Here is a 15,736-nt window from a genome sequence, read left to right on the forward strand (position 1 = left end):
TGAGCCGATCGTCAAAACGACGATCGGCAGATGTAACGGGTCACGTCAATGTAAACCTGCGCTACACCCCGTTGCGCAGTTTTTAGTTGGCAATCAGCTTGGCAGCGTTGTTCAGTGCCACTTCAACAGTTTCCTGACCGGTGGTGATATTGGTCAGGGCAGACTGGGTAGCCGACCAGAATTTACCCATTTCCGGAACGTTAGGCATCAGCAGACCATTCATAACATTCTGGTAAGTGGCTTCGATGCGTGGGTCCGCCGCCAGCTTCTTCATGTATGCCTTATGAGCAACGGCACCCAGTGGCTTGTCGTTGTTCAGCGTTGCCAGGCCTTCTTCGGTCAGGACATAGTTCTCGATAAACTCTTTCGCCAAACCCTGATTTGGCGAAGCGTTGTTCAGAGCAGCGGCCCAGACGCCAACAAACGCACGGGATGGACTACCGTCGATAGAAGGCAGTGGCGCAACACCGTAGTTGATCTTGCTCTTTTCCAGGTTGGCCCAGGCCCAGGGACCGGAGATCATCATCGCCACTTCACCCTTGTTGAAGCTGGCTTCCATTACACCGTAATCAACGCCCCGTGGCATCACGCCCTCGTCGATGATTTTCGCCAGCATCTTGCCACCTTTGATGGCACCGGCACTGTTTACACCGATATCAGAAACGTCATAGCCGGTGGGCACTTCCTTGAAGACATAACCACCATTGGAGGCCAGCATCGGCGTAGTGAAGTAAGGCTGAACCTGGTCCCACATAATGGTGGTGATATCTTTCTTATCCAGCTCTTTTTTCAGTTCGAACATCTCTTCATAAGAGGCAGGTGCCGTTTTGATGATATCCTTGTTGTAAATCAAACTGATGGCTTCCATGGCGACCGGATAGCCGTAAACGTTGCCATTGTGAGACGTGGCCTGCCAGCCTTTGGCTTCGATATCAGCCTTGACATTGTCAGAAGGCTTGATGGGTGCCAACAGACCGGATTCAGCCCACTCACCGAAACGATCATGTGCCCACATAACAATATCCGGACCCTTACCGGTGGCAGCAGCCTGCTGGAAACGGTCGGTCAGATTCTCAGGAATCTCAATCTTTACCTTAACGCCCAGCTCTTCTTCAAAACGCTTACCTACAACTTCCATACCGTTATAGGCTTTATCGCCACCAATCCACACAACCAGCTCGTCGTCAGAGAACGCCATGGCTGTGTTGGCACCCATAGAGATAGCCAGCGCAGAAGCAATCGCTGCAGCAACCGTTTTTTTCATCATCTCTCTACCTACTCCGGTATTTCCCTGAACCAGGGTGATCATTGAAATTCTCAGGCTCTTGTCATTTAGATCGGAGTGAACACTTTCATTCAAATGCGCTGTCGAGACAACAGACCTGAAAAACGATCGCTATCTTCAATGAATTGGTGTCTGAAAGAAATCGTAAAACGTTTACAGAATGCCCACTTTCTGGTGTGATCCGTGAGTATTTGATACAAATCAACATATTTTGTGCATTTTCAGGAAAATGCCGGGTCAGCCTCACGCCATGACACAGGAGGTCTGCCCTTTACGAAGAAACACATCCAGCCAACATCCACGAGGCTCACAGGATTTCATGGCCTCCATCACCAGTTCTGCTCCCTGAACCGCAATACTTTCTATATCCTGTCGTACGGTGGTCAGTGAATGATAGCGATCATCATCGATACCATCGTAACCCACCACCTGAACATCATCCGGTACCCGCCTACCGGTATCCGCCAGTGCCATGGAAATGCCTGTGGCGACAATGTCAGAAAAAGCGACAAACGCATCAGGCTTAATCCCCGATTCCAGCAAGCCACGTATACGACGATAGCTATCTAATGCAGGCAGACCGGTATCCACTGAAATTTCTATGGCCTCCGAAGGAATAAGCCCCGCTTCCAGCATCGCCTTGCGATAGCCCTGGTAACGCATGCACGAAACTGCATGGTCACTGTGCAGGCACACATAATAAATAGTACGACAGCCATTCCCAAGCAGGTGCGTGGTCGCCAGAAAACCACCCTGTTCATCGTTAGAAGCAACCCAGAAATGCCCCTCCCGCACATCCCCGATACTCACATAGGGAGCCTTCTGCTCCTGCACCTTCTGATAGCGGGGATCATCATGGTGCAAGCCAATGCCAACATAGGCTTTGGCCGACGTCATCAGCTCACCTTCAGAAGAAAACTTCACCCGCTTGACCCGATACCCCTGCCGCTCCAGCTCAATCTTCAGCGCTTCATACACTTTTAATGCAAACGGCGATATGGTTCCCAGATCCAGCCCCAGCACAACCCCCACCACAAAGGCATTCTGCCCATGCAACTGCCGGGCCATATAATTGGGTTGATAGTTCAGTTCATGGGCTGCGTCCAATACCTTCTTGCGGGTGCTTTCTGAAACGTATTTTCCGCCATTGAGCACCCGACTGACGGTTGCAATGGATAATCCTGCCAGCGCCGCCACCTGGAGGATGGTTGATTGCCCAGACACTTGATTCCTTCCCAAAGGGATTTATCCCTATATCAAATAACCGACATTAATTCGAAATATAACGAACCTTCGTAATATATTTTGTTTGCAGTGTTCACAAAAAGACACAGATCAATATTCAGCCAACTTCTTCTAAAAACCTTTTCATATTGCTCTTCACCCCACTAATGCCAAAAAATCCCACAGCCTAAAAAACGTCAACACGTTGTAACGCCTGCTGACAGAGTCTGGACGATTTATTTCGTTTCAGAGGGGACTGCAGCATGCGAGATGGCGAACACACAACAACACACTTGAAGGAATTTGGTTGTGACCAAAGCAAGACTTCTGCCACTGGCTGGTGCTATCGCTGCCGTACTGCTTTCCGGCAATGCAATGGCTAGTGAAACTACCACTGAAACTCTGAATCTGAAGCCGACTGACATTCTGACCGATGGCTGGCAGGTAAACGGTTATATCCGTGCCGGCTGGCGTTTGAATGAAAACGGTACTTCCACCAGCAATGAATATGGTAAGCCTGACTATCGCCTTGCCGGAACTACTGGCAAAAACCCTAACCAGGTTGAATTCAATATCAGCAAGAACACGACTTTTGCCAATGGTGTCTGGTCTCAATTAGGTGTTCGTGCTGAGTACGGTAACGGCGATCACAGCTTCTACTCTTCTTCCGGCAGCGAAGATAGCGGCAAAGAAAATGACGACAAAGGCGCTTTTGAAGTTAAAGAAGCCTTTATTCGCCTGGGTGGCTTCAGCTATCTGCCTGAAAACGCTGAAATCTGGGCTGGCCGTCGTTTCCTGAACCGTGAAGCCGGTATCCTGTCTGGTGAATTCTGGAAGCAATCTTCCGGTGTTGGTTTTGGTTATGAGCAGAACGGCAATGGTATTGCGGTTGTTTCCGTAGACGCTGGTGATGGTGTACCTAAGGCAGAAGGCAAAACTATTCACTCCGTTGATTTTTACAGCTACAACCACAACGCTTTGGGTGGCAGCTTCAATTTTGACCTGAAAGTCATGACTGCCGGCGAAAGCAGCAACTTTGCTGACAATGAAGCCACCAACGGTATTGGTGCAGCCATCACTTACAAGCGTGACTACTATGGCATGAGCGGCTGGACCACAACTGCCCTGGCATACGGTCAGGGCCTGGCAGCCAACCGTGGTGTCAACTTCGGGCAATGGAGTACTGGCACATCCACCACTGACAGGGACGATGGCACCAGTATCTTCTTTACTTCTTACGGTGTTATGAACATCAACGATAGCTGGCAGATGGGTTCTGAATTTACCTACCTGCATGGCGATAAGATTTGGGGTCTGGGTACTAACCCTGCCGCTGAAGGTGATACTGTTGACCGCATGCTGATGGCCGTTCGTCCGACGTATAAAGTCAACGATAATTTCCGTTGGGAATTCACCGGTTCTTACGGCATGGAAAAGTCTAACTGGGGCCTAGAAGAGAATAAGATCGACGTTTACGCTGCCGAAATCGCTGCAGTATTCACGGTGAACTCCGACTACTTTGGTCGTCCACAGATCAAACCATTCGTTACCTTCATGACCAAGGATGAAAGTAACGGTAACGATGGAATGTGGGGTAACGACAATTTTGGCAAAAAAACCTACCAATACGGCGTAGAAGCAGAAATCTGGTTCTAATTCAACCAGTTTCTGCAGTAAAATCTGCAGCCACATGCCTGTGGCTGCAGTCCTGAATTCCCATTCCTGTGATTGTGTTTATCTGACGGAGCCGCTGCTCCGTCTTTTTGTGAATGACTAATGAAAAGCAAATTATCACTGTGTACCCTGCCCCTTGCGGTCTCCCTGCTTTCTGGGTGCCAGAGTGCATACACACCCGCGGCCCCGGAATCATTATGCCCTGAGTCCCAGGCCGATCGGTCCGTTATGCTGTGCATCACCTCATTGCCCGATAACCATCCGGAAGGAGAACAGGTTTATCTGGCAGGCACCATGAACCAGTGGCACGCTGGCGGTGATCAACACAAGGAGATCATCCTGAAAGATAACGGCAATGGTAGTTACAGCCATGAGCTGTCGTTTGATAAACCGGGCGATATTCACCTGTTTAAATTTACCCGTGGTGACTGGAGTTCAGTAGAGATTGATAATGACCGCTACGATGCTCCGAATCGCAAGGTACAATTCACTGGAGACAAGCAAACCATCATGCTAACTATTGATAAGTGGGCAGATCTCGAAGGCGGCTCTTTGGGTAGCCGCTCAACACTGGTTGGCAAACTGGAAACCCTCACCACCACTTTCCCGCAAAATAATGGTGAACGAACCATTCGCATCTGGCTCCCGGAAAACTACGACGCCAGTCGTAAGGAACCCTACCCGGTTATCTACGCCTGGGATGGTCAGAACCTGTTTGATAAACAAACCTCCGGTTATGGCATGGAGTGGCAGCTGGATGAAACCCTGACCGCGTTGGAGGAAGAGTATGTCGTTATCGGTTTTGACAGCCCCCGCGATGCCCTTCCCCGCTATGTTGAATACAGCGGTCTTGACTGGACCCATCCAACCGTTGGCGAAGTACAGGCACGAGGCAGCGAAACGGTGGATTTTGTGGTGGACGTACTGATCCCCGCGCTGGAAAAGCAATACAACATCAGCAGCAGCCCGGCCGATCGCACGTTAATGGGTTCATCCATGGGAGGCTATATCACCCTCTACGCCATGAGCTATCGCCCCGGTGTGTTTGGTACCGGCCTTGCCCTGTCCCACGCCACCAGTGACCGCTACGGTGGCAAACAGTTACGGGAGTATTTCCGGAAAAACGGTTTTGCCCGCGATGCCCGCCTCTATCTGGATATGGGCGGCCAGGAGACCGTTGGCCCCTGGGGGCCTGATGAATGGCTGCAAGGTCACCATGCCATGGTGGCCGCGTTGAACGACGCTGGTATATCACTGCAACATCAGGTGATTGTCGATGGCGTCCATGACGAAACCGCTTGGGCAAAACGCTTTGGCGAAATTTTTCAGACCGTGATTAAACAATTGCAGTGAACTGTGATGTTTTTTTCGACGGAGCCCATGCTCCGTCTTTTTCCTCTCTTCTGCCTAAGCCCTGCCCTATAATTTATTCCCGATCCCCATCCACCCTAAGAGGCTGTCACAGAACCTGAAAAAATGCGGCCATCCATGTAGGTCGGTCCTACAGGAGCCGACAACCAAACCAACTGCTATGCACCATGATATCCGAGTTTCATAAGGAGGATGGCAGTGAGATCACTGGTAAGCCACCCGTAAACCTTGAGTATGTGCTGCCGATACCATTCTTTCGTTCCAAGTAAAACAGGTAAAAAAATGATTAAGAAAGCGTTAGCCTCAGCTCTTATCTTCGTCGCAGGTAGTGCTTTTGCCAATGGCAGTAAAAGCACTGGAGATAGTGCCGTACCGGTGGTGCCCTGCTATGTTAAGGGCGAACTGATCAACTCCATGCCCATCAATATTTGTTTCAGTAAATATCAGGGCAGCACTACGAAAAAAGCCTCGATGCAACAGATGTAATAACTCTGCTCTCCCATGCCTGCCATGGGAGTTCGTCTCTTTTAGAGCTTTTACCCGGTAAAACGTTTACAACTTCCCACCATCTCATTTCATGGCCATAATGCCCGCGAAAAATGAACCACCTCTTTCGCAGTGATTTGAAATGCCCAAAAAAAAGTCAATAAATACTGAATTGCTACCCGCATCCCAAAGCCTGAGCCAGGTGATGCATGCCTCGCCCTTTTCCATCCTGGGAATGCACCCCGGGCAGTCCGGTAGTGGCCTGACCATCCGCGCCTGGCACCCCGATGCCGAGTGCATCGAGGTTGTGCAGGAAAGCACGGGTAAATCACTGGGCAGAATGAGCCGGATGGCCAACGGCCTTTTTGAGCTGAGTTTTCCAAAACGGAAAAAAGCCTTCTACTATCTGCTAAACATCACCCTCAAGGATGGGACAGAAGAACTCCGCTTTGATCCCTACCAGTTTGGCGAGTACACCCTCTGTCAGCAGGATATCGACCCGCTCTATCTGTACCGGCACCTGGGTGCTCTGAAAGTGGAGCATGCCCTTACCCGTCAGCGCAGTGTTTCAGGCGTGTTGTTCAAGGTCTATGCTCCCCACGCCCGCTCCGTCAGCGTGATCGGTGATTTCAACCGGTGGGATGGTCGCTGCCACCCCATGGCCAGTGCTGATGACGGCATCTGGCGGCTGTTTGTACCGGGCGTTGCCGAAGGAACCCTGTATAAATATGAGCTGCACGATCAGAATGGTCAGCTGCTGCCGGAAAAAACCGACCCCTTTGGCCATAAAGTGGAACAGTGGCCGGGCCTGGCCTCCATTGTACAAACGGAAAGTACCTTTACCTGGTCCGACAGCCAATGGCTGAACAAACGTCAGCTGAATCATAACAAGCCCATGTCGGTTTATGAGGTCCACCTGGGCTCATGGAAAAAATCGGACGACGGTGGTTTCAAAAATTACCGGGAGCTGGCCGACGAACTGATCCCGTATATCCGGAAAACGGGCTTTACCCATATCGAATTACTGCCCATTTCCGAACATCCTCTGTACGAATCCTGGGGCTACCAGCCGGTTGGGTTATTTGCCCCCACCAGCCGCTATGGCACACCGGACGACTTCCGCTACCTGGTTGACCAGTGCCACCAGCACAATATTGGTGTGATTCTGGATTGGGTTCCCGCCCACTTTCCACAGGATGAACACGGCCTGTTCCGTTTTGACGGAACTGCTATTTATGAATATGAAGACCCGCAACGGGGCTGGCATCCGGACTGGAAGTCCTGTATCTACAATTACGGTTCGCCGTGGGTACAGGATTTTCTGATCAGTAATGCCCTGTACTGGCTGGATGAGTTTCATATTGATGGCCTGAGGGTGGATGCCGTGGCCTCCATGCTCTACCTGGACTACTCCAGAAAACAGGGCGAGTGGACACCCAACCATCTGGGCGGCAATGAACACCTTGAGGCCGTCGCCTTTTTGCAGCGCCTGAACGCTGAAGTTCACCGTCTGCATCCACACTGCATGATGATCGCCGAGGAGTCCACCAGCTGGCCCTGTGTATCACGCCCCGGACACCCACAGAGCCTCGGCTTTGATTACAAATGGAATATGGGCTGGATGCACGACTCGCTGGCCTATATGAAGCGGGACCCGATTTATCGTCAGCATCACCACCATGAAATGACCTTCAGTATGGTGTACGCCTATAACGAAAACTTTGTGCTCTCCCTCTCCCACGATGAAGTGGTTCATGGTAAAGGCACGATCCTCACCCGTATGCCGGGGGATGACTGGCAGCGCTTTGCCAACCTTCGGGCCTATTACGGATTTATGTTCGGGCACCCCGGTAAAAAGCTGATGTTTATGGGCTCTGAGTTTGGTGTCACCAACGAATGGAACCCGTCAGAAAGCCTGAACTGGAACCTGTTGGAGCAGGGCCCTTACCACCAGGGCATGCTGGCGATGATCAGTGAGCTGAATACACTGTATCAGCGTTCCCCGGCACTGCATGAGCTTGACTTTGATCGCGACGGTTTCCGCTGGTTGATACTGGACGACCATGGACAAAGTGTTTTTGCCTTTTACCGAAAAGACAGCGCAGGTAAAACCATTGTCGTTATCAGTAATATGACGCCATTTGTACGACATGATTACACCATTGGTGTGCCAGTCGATGGACAATGGCAGGAAATCTTTAACAGTGATGACCAGCGCTTTGGTGGCAGTCATATTGTTAACGGTACCGTCTTAACCCGGCCAGGAGAGTGGCATAACCACCCCCAAAGCATCAGCCTGACTTTGCCACCACTGGCTACTATCATGCTGGCCGTTGACCGGGAATAATGCCTATAGCGAGAAAAAGCACTTAACCCGGATATTTCATAAACTGCCTCGAATCTCGCGCCGGACTTTGTCGCTCTAAGGGATTTTGTGAGGGAGCGCCGTACCGGGGAGTACGGTCGACTGAACAAAACTCCCTTAGAGCGGCAAAGGACAAGCGAGAGCGGGAGCACGTTTATGAAATATCCGGGTTAACACATACTGGCTTCTTCGGTTCCGTATGTGTTGCAGAAATCGCTCTATCTTTCGCAAGTACCGTTCCCATGCTTTTAGACCCTGTGGGTCCTGCGTGGGAATGCATACCGGAGCCAGCAGGATATGCAACAACCTGTTTCCGCCCGGAATCATGAGAGTTTAATGGGAGTTCTGACTTGCGGAGAGATTCGATATGTATTCCCACGGGGGACCGTGGGAAAAAGGTGGCTGTATAATAGAGCTTGTCTGCTTTAGAGTGGTTTTACGTGGTTTATTTTGCCGCTTACCCTTGAATGATCGTCAGGTTTTTTTCATTTTCTACATCAAAAATATGACAAGCTTCGGTATTCAAATTGAAGCGCATTGTGCGACCAATATCAGCTGTAGTAATGGTTTGGTCGTTCACTCGAGCAATCAGCTCATTATCGCCTACTTTGAAATAAAGATATTTCTCATTACCCATATTCTCGACAACCGTCAACATGCCTTCGACCGTATTAACAGTATCACTGTCATTTGCCAGGGAGATATGCTCAGGGCGAATACCAAAGTAAACGGCTTGATCAATCTGCTCCTGCAGCAATACCTGTTTGGCTCTTGGGATAAAGCACTTCACCCCCGGTGCAAGTTCTACAAAAAGTCCCGCATCCGATTTACGAATCACCGTTTTTACCAGGTTCATGGAGGGAGAACCAATGAAACCGGCGACAAATTTGTTGGCTGGGTAATTGTACAAGTTGGCAGGGGTATCCACTTGCATGATTTCACCCTTATTAAGTACGCAGATTCGGTCACCCAGTGTCAGTGCTTCTGTCTGATCATGAGTAACATAGATCATGGTGGCAGGGTTACCTTCCTCTTTCAGCCGCTGATGCAGCTGGGCAATTTTTACCCGCATGGAAACACGAAGCTTGGCGTCCAGGTTTGATAGTGGCTCATCAAACAAAAATACATCAGGCTTGCGCACAATGGCACGGCCAACAGCAACCCGCTGTCGTTGGCCTCCGGACATCTCTTTTGGCTTGCGGTCCAGAAGATCGGTAATTTCCAGTTTTTCTGCTGCCTCTTCAACCGCCTGGCGAATCTCCTCTTTCGACTTTTTCTGCATTTTCAGGCCAAAGGCCATATTGTCAAAAACGGTTTTATGGGGGTAAAGCGCATAGTTCTGAAAGACCATAGCAATACCACGGTCCTTGGGAGGCAAGTCATTCACCACGCGTTCACCGATCCGGATTTCGCCGTCGGTGATGCTTTCCAGCCCCGCAATCATGCGTAGCGTGGTGGATTTTGCACAGCCGGACGGACCAACGAACACCATAAACTCGCCGTCATGGATATCAAGGTCAATACCATGAACTGCCTGAAATCCATTGTCATATTTTTTTTCAACGCTTTTTAAGCTTACGTTAGCCATCCGGTCATTCCACAGATAATCTTTCAGGTAACAGGTTTATTCAGCACATTGGGCAATCGCAGCCAGTTTCGGCTTGCCTTCAGCATCCACCTGGAAGCCCCAGACATAGCGGCCAGAATCGGTGAAGTTGATGCGGGTATCTTTCATAAACCCACCACGAATTAACTTACCTTCCTGTCCGACGGTCAATTCTCGACCACTCACGGTGAATTGTGGTTTCCAACCCATGCTGGCAAACTGGAAGTTCACCGGGCCCGCGTCATTCTCCATAATGACCTGATAAATGCCATCCCCCTTGTAAGACATACGACGATGCTCCTGGTGCATCCACTGCCCATCGGAGAAGGTGCCAGTCACGTACATGGGTGGGCGAATAGGGCCACTACCGGTAACATCGGGCAAATTACAGCTGGCTACGGGGCTGGTGCTGACCACTGAGGCAGAAGCCGTATCATTAGCAGGGTTTCCAGCACAACCAGCCAGAGTGGCAGCAAGGGTAAGTGTTATTAAAACTTTGGTTTTCATACGAACTCCATAGCGACAACGACCAATCGCCAAAGTAGACAAATAATAAAGACGTGATGTTTTTTATTGAAAATGAAGTTTCTGTCGTATTTTTCCGAACCAGCTCTCTTTGCCATGCGCTTCACGCTCTGATTTTAGCGATTTAACGTTCCGGCTCGGAATCATTGGGGCTTTACCCTTTGACAGGGCATTAAGGGTAGCCAGTGATTTCATATATTGTTGTGAATCCCTGGCAGGATAACCAAACAGCTTGCTTCGTGGTGGACAGGAACGGCTGACGCCTGACTTGCCCTGAATCACCGTACCATCGCCAATATGCAGATGACCGGCAATGGCACTCTGCCCATGCACAGTAACCCGATTACCAAGGATGGTATGACCGGCAACACCGGATTGTGAAATGATCAGGCAGTGCTGACCTATACGACAGTCGTGGCCAATCTGGCAAAGGTTATCAATTTTGCTGCCCCGGCCAATGACCGTGTCTCCGAGAGTACCCCGATCAATGGAGTTGTTGCAGCCAATGTCCACATTATCTTCAATAATGACCCGGCCAATACTTTCCAGTCGTTCATATTCGCCAGAGCTATTCAGCATGTATTCAAAGCTGAAATTACCGATGGAATTATTGGAATCGATGGTCACATTATTGCCAATCACCGTCCCTTCCTTAATGACGGTATTGGCGTGTATGGCAACATTATCGCCAATCACTGCGCCATTATGAATGCGAACTCCCGGCATAAAATGGCAACCCTTGCCGATGCGGGCATGTTTGCCAATGAATACACCTGGAATACTGGACACATTTTCCTGATCCAACAGGTGGTATTTTTCAGCTTTGTAGTAACGCAATAGATGGTTAAGCAAAGTAACATCCAATGCATCAATCACTATTTTTGCCGGTGCCTTGATATTGCCTATGGCGGCAGGTCCGACCACAATGGCTGCCTGGCAATGATCAATAAACTTGAGGTCATGCTTGGAGAGCACAATAGCCAGGGCATCTGGCCTGCTGGGTGATACCGGGCAGATGCTGTCTACTGTGATGTTGCCATCACCAAACAGACGACCATGGAGTTGTTGAGCAATATCAAGGGCGTTAAGCATGGGATTTACACCAGATTAAAACCTGTAAAGAGCATGGGCGTAGAATTTGTGGTTATCCACTTTCTTGCTAACGCCTGCTTTTGTCGGATCATTGGTGGTTTCTTTCTCATGGGTATACTCATACTCAGCCTTGACCATCCAGTTTTCCCCGATATCGGTCTCATAGCCAACGGAGGTTTTGATGACATCCTTGAAGTAGTCCGGACGACTGCCCTTGGTGATGGTCTCATTCTCAGCAAAACGTGTAGTCAGATAGACCAGGCCACCATTGTCGATGCTGTAACGGATGGTGGGCTGGATATAGGTTTCAGTGAACTTGTCCGTCTGGAATACATAACCTTCAGCAGTCGCACTCTCGTTGTCGTCTTTAACCTGATGGAAGAGTTCCAGTTCAAACTGGAAATTGCCATAGTTGGTGTAAGGCTTGATCATGACGCTGTAACCAGCCTCATCCCGCTGACCCCAGCTACCATTATCAAAGTTCAGGGTCAGGTACTCTGCCATAGCATAAAAACCGGCATTATACTCGTTATTCCAGTACGTCAGATATGGCCGGAAAATTTGCTCCAGGGATTGCTTCTCATGATGGTTTGCACTTGCCGATACTACTTCACTGGTGATGTACTCAGCCTCATAACCCAAACCAGTACCCCAACCGCCACCCAGGGCAAATGGACGATCCAGCAGTATAAGATGTTTCAGAGAATCTTCATTTTCATAGTAACCACTGGAATTTTTTTGTTCCCGGGTCATGGTCTTTAACGAGTAGTTTGCACGAAGACCAAGATCGTGGAAATTGAAGAATACGTTACCCACTTCATTGGTGGTGATTTTTTCTTTTATTTCACCATTCCCCCAGTCATCAGTGGTTTTGGTTTCATACTCAATTGAAGAACCAAAATGACCGGAAAAACTCATGCCAGAGTCAGCAGCTGAGCTATTTTCCCCTTTATCCGCCTGGCGGAGAAAATCGGTAAATTCATCTGCTGAAACGGCACCCGATACACCAACAATATTGGCAATCAAAAGTGGTAGTATTTTTTTCCTCATCCGTAATCCCCAAAAACTAATCTGGTAATCATTTAATTGGAGTAGTACAACCCTGTACAGATTCGAACAGAAAAAACTGGTCGTCTCTCCGCTTAAATACAAAAATTCAAACAACTGCAACAAATCCGGAGATCAACAACAAGAAGCCATTTAGAAACAGGCTACTGATTAAATACCTGGATCGTGACACTATTTGTTCAGCAATGTGTTTTCGTGGCGAGATTAAACGCTTGCAAATCAACTTTTACAAGACCGCACCACTGACATAGATCAATTTAATCATCTTTTTCTAAACAAAAAACATTCAAAAACAAAATCAGAGATCATTTGTTCACTAAAACATTGCACGTTTTCATGTTTTGATAAAGAATGCAGTATTCCATCATGTACTACCATAATCTGAATTATGATTTAGCGGCCAACAGTATGAAACCCATCTATAAGAACCTGGCATTTGCCCTCTCGTTACTCTCTGCCAGTACTGCATACGCGGAACAGCTTATACCTGAAAAAAACGCACAACTACTCATCTGGACCGATGAGCTGGCCATGGATTATATGGACTATGCCACCGAGGCGTTTAACGAAACCTTTGGCTACGATGTTCAGTTCCGTTTCCGACAACTGGCCCCAATGAACAGTGCCGGACGCCTGATTCAGGACGGTGGCACCGCCCGGGTTGCTGATGTTGCCGAGATTGAACACGATATGCTGGGTAAATTAGTCGTCAGTGGCGCGGTTATGGAAAACCTGGTCAGTGCAGATCGTGTTGATAAAGAGTTTATTGTCAGCGCTGCCTCAGCAGCCAAAGCCGATGGCAAAGGCTATGGTTTTCCCGTCAGCTATGCAACAACTGCCCTGTTCTATAACAAAGACATCCTGGCCGAGGCACCAGAGACCTTTGAAGATTTGATTGCGTTCTCCGCAATATTTAACAATCGAACTGAAAACCGTTATGCCCTGCTGTGGGACGTACAGAATTACTATGAGTCCCGAATGTTTATGTCCCTGTATGGCGGCTATGAATTTGGCAAGGCAGGATCCGATGCAGATGATATCGGGGTGAATTCCGAAGCGACTAAACGCGGCCTTGCCGCCATGCTTAAATTGAAAACAGCCAATGACTCAAACCCTGTGGATATGCGCAACACCCAGGTGCGTCGAGGCCTGTTTACTGAAGGTAAAGTTGCCGCCATTGTTGACGGTCCATGGGCAACAAAAAGCCACCTTGAATCGGGAGTTAACGTTGGCGTCGTGGCGATGCCAACACTGGAAGGACAGCATCCGCGCACATTCTCCACAGTAAGGTTGGCGGTTGTCTCTTCTTACACAGAGTATCCCGTTGCCGCACAATTGTTTGCTGACTTTCTGGCGTCAGAAGCCATGCTGAAAAAACGGTTCGAGATGACCAAATCCATCCCGCCACTGAATCACCTGATGGCAGAAATCGCCAACAGTGCAACGGCTGATGAAGCAACCAAAGCCTTTATTGCCCAGGGTTTTTATGCCGATGCCATGCCCTCCATTCCGGAAATGGGCTATGTCTGGTCACCCATGGCTAACGCCATTACCGCAAGCTGGGTCAATGGCGAAACGCCGGAAAAATCATTGGATAACGCCTTAATGGTGATCAAAGAGCAGATTGCTTTCCAGGAATAACAAACACCCCACCATGCGCTGACCGGAGACGTTATTTCGGAATAACTCCCGGGCATGGTGGGATTGACGGCAACTGATTAATACTGTTTAGGAGGGGCTATGGATACAGCCATGGATCAGCCCAAGGTGGCTATCAAGCTACCACCTCTGTCGGTTTTTCTGATGGGGGGGACCCAGCTGTTAAACCGGCATTATATAAAAGGGTGTTTCTATCTTTTAGTGCAGATACTGTTGGTACTTTTTGCTGCTGACTTACTAACTGCCCTGGAAGGCTTCATCACCCTCGGTGATACTGCACAACATCGAGTGGGTTTCAAAATTATCCACGGCGACCACTCCATTCATATGCTGGTTGAAGGGGTACTGGCCATCTTTCTGACCGTGGCGTTTCTTGCTGCGTACCTGCTGAACATTAAAGATGCCGTTAAAATTACCCCTTGTACCATCGGCTTAAAACAGCAGTTACGGGCCTTTTATGATGAGCATTTTGCGCTCATCATGTTAACCCCGGCAGGGATTGCTGCACTCGCATTCATTATTTTGCCAATACTGATTACCGTACTGGTTTCTCTCACCAACTACGCAGCGCCAGCACATATTCCACCAAAAAATCTGGTGGACTGGGTTGGGTTTAGAAATTTCCTGTCCCTGTTTGAACTGAAAATCTGGTCCAGCACTTTGCTTGGTGTCGGCAGCTGGACGGTGATATGGGCGGTCTGCTCTACGATATTCACCTTTGGTTTTGGCTTTATACTGGCGCTTGCCCTGTCGAATCGGGACATCGCCGGTAAAAAGGTATGGCGCGTTATATTCATGCTGCCTTACGCCATTCCGGCATTTGTCAGCCTGCTGATCTTCCGCCTGCTGTTAAACGGCATTGGTCCGGTAAACTCAATCATTAATGGTTTTGGCATTGAGTCCATTCCTTTTTTATCGGACCCCGTGCTGGCGAAAGTGACGGTCATTGCCATCGGTGTCTGGGCCGGAGCCCCCTACTTTATGCTCCTGATTGCCGGTGCCCTGACCAATATTCCCAAAGAACTCTATGAAGCCAGTGAAGTTGATGGTGCCAGCCGGTTCCAGCAGTTCAAAGAGATTACCCTGCCCATGATCCTGCATCAGGTAGCCCCTTCGCTGGTCATGACCTTTGCGTTCAACTTCAACAATTTCGGTGCGGTTTATCTGTTAACGGAGGGTGGACCCATTAATCCGGAATATCGCTTTGCCGGCCACACCGATATTCTCATTACCTGGATTTACAAGCTGACCCTGGACTTCCAGCAGTACAATATCGCTGCCGTGGTTTCCATCATCATCTTCCTGTTCTTGTCACTGATTGCCATTTGGCAGTTTAGAAGGATGAACTCCTTCAAGACCGATGTGAGTATGCGGTAATGAA

At 49.2% G+C, this 15,736-nt stretch carries 12 protein-coding genes; 6 read left to right on the forward strand and 6 right to left on the reverse strand.

Annotated elements, in window-relative coordinates:
• Nucleotides 1–82: 82 nt before the first annotated feature.
• Entirely contained in the window at nucleotides 83–1,309 is a 1,227-nt protein-coding gene (gene malE, locus J7438_RS08860; protein ID WP_286196483.1) for a maltose/maltodextrin ABC transporter substrate-binding protein MalE, read from the reverse strand.
• A gap of 219 nt (nucleotides 1,310–1,528) precedes the next feature.
• Entirely contained in the window at nucleotides 1,529–2,509 is a 981-nt protein-coding gene (locus J7438_RS08865) for a LacI family DNA-binding transcriptional regulator (protein WP_209276256.1), read from the reverse strand.
• Nucleotides 2,510–2,818: 309 nt separating this feature from the next.
• On the opposite strand from J7438_RS08865, the gene J7438_RS08870 reads away from it, so the two are divergent.
• The 4 genes from J7438_RS08870 to glgB all read left to right on the forward strand — a co-directional run bounded on the left by J7438_RS08870 (nucleotide 2,819) and on the right by glgB (nucleotide 8,387).
• Entirely contained in the window at nucleotides 2,819–4,165 is a 1,347-nt protein-coding gene (locus tag J7438_RS08870; protein ID WP_209276257.1) for a carbohydrate porin, read from the forward strand.
• Nucleotides 4,166–4,285: 120 nt separating this feature from the next.
• Nucleotides 4,286–5,536, forward strand: a complete 1,251-nt coding sequence (locus tag J7438_RS08875) for an alpha/beta hydrolase (RefSeq protein ID WP_209276258.1) — start codon at nucleotides 4,286–4,288, stop codon at nucleotides 5,534–5,536.
• A 300-nt stretch (nucleotides 5,537–5,836) separates the two neighbouring features.
• On the forward strand, nucleotides 5,837–6,040 hold the full coding sequence (locus tag J7438_RS08880; RefSeq protein ID WP_209276259.1) for a hypothetical protein: 204 nt from the start codon (nucleotides 5,837–5,839) through the stop codon (nucleotides 6,038–6,040).
• Nucleotides 6,041–6,182: 142 nt separating this feature from the next.
• Nucleotides 6,183–8,387, forward strand: a complete 2,205-nt coding sequence (gene glgB / locus J7438_RS08885) for a 1,4-alpha-glucan branching protein GlgB (RefSeq protein ID WP_503003894.1) — start codon at nucleotides 6,183–6,185, stop codon at nucleotides 8,385–8,387.
• Between the two features lie 475 nt (nucleotides 8,388–8,862).
• Here the strand turns inward: glgB and J7438_RS08890 are convergent, their stop codons facing one another.
• The 4 genes from J7438_RS08890 to J7438_RS08905 all read right to left on the reverse strand — a co-directional run bounded on the left by J7438_RS08890 (nucleotide 8,863) and on the right by J7438_RS08905 (nucleotide 12,678).
• The gene (locus J7438_RS08890) at nucleotides 8,863–9,993 is read right to left on the reverse strand and encodes an ABC transporter ATP-binding protein (protein WP_209276260.1); all 1,131 of its coding nucleotides are present in this window, start codon (nucleotides 9,991–9,993) and stop codon (nucleotides 8,863–8,865) included.
• 36 nt (nucleotides 9,994–10,029) lie between these two features.
• Nucleotides 10,030–10,518, reverse strand: coding sequence for an early set domain-containing protein (locus J7438_RS08895; protein ID WP_209201952.1), 489 nt, complete (start codon nucleotides 10,516–10,518; stop codon nucleotides 10,030–10,032).
• A gap of 63 nt (nucleotides 10,519–10,581) precedes the next feature.
• The gene (lpxD, locus tag J7438_RS08900; protein WP_209276261.1) at nucleotides 10,582–11,628 is read right to left on the reverse strand and encodes a UDP-3-O-(3-hydroxymyristoyl)glucosamine N-acyltransferase; all 1,047 of its coding nucleotides are present in this window, start codon (nucleotides 11,626–11,628) and stop codon (nucleotides 10,582–10,584) included.
• 15 nt (nucleotides 11,629–11,643) lie between these two features.
• Nucleotides 11,644–12,678, reverse strand: coding sequence for a hypothetical protein (locus tag J7438_RS08905; protein WP_209201954.1), 1,035 nt, complete (start codon nucleotides 12,676–12,678; stop codon nucleotides 11,644–11,646).
• A 384-nt stretch (nucleotides 12,679–13,062) separates the two neighbouring features.
• On the opposite strand from J7438_RS08905, the gene J7438_RS08910 reads away from it, so the two are divergent.
• Together J7438_RS08910 and J7438_RS08915 are read left to right on the forward strand one after the other, a co-directional pair.
• The gene (locus tag J7438_RS08910; RefSeq protein ID WP_286196485.1) at nucleotides 13,063–14,337 is read left to right on the forward strand and encodes a sugar ABC transporter substrate-binding protein; all 1,275 of its coding nucleotides are present in this window, start codon (nucleotides 13,063–13,065) and stop codon (nucleotides 14,335–14,337) included.
• A 99-nt stretch (nucleotides 14,338–14,436) separates the two neighbouring features.
• On the forward strand, nucleotides 14,437–15,732 hold the full coding sequence (locus J7438_RS08915) for a carbohydrate ABC transporter permease (protein ID WP_209276262.1): 1,296 nt from the start codon (nucleotides 14,437–14,439) through the stop codon (nucleotides 15,730–15,732).
• Nucleotides 15,733–15,736: the final 4 nt, after the last annotated feature.

Source organism: Thalassotalea sp. G20_0, assembly GCF_017744175.1.
Lineage (GTDB): Bacteria > Pseudomonadota > Gammaproteobacteria > Pseudomonadales > Endozoicomonadaceae > Endozoicomonas.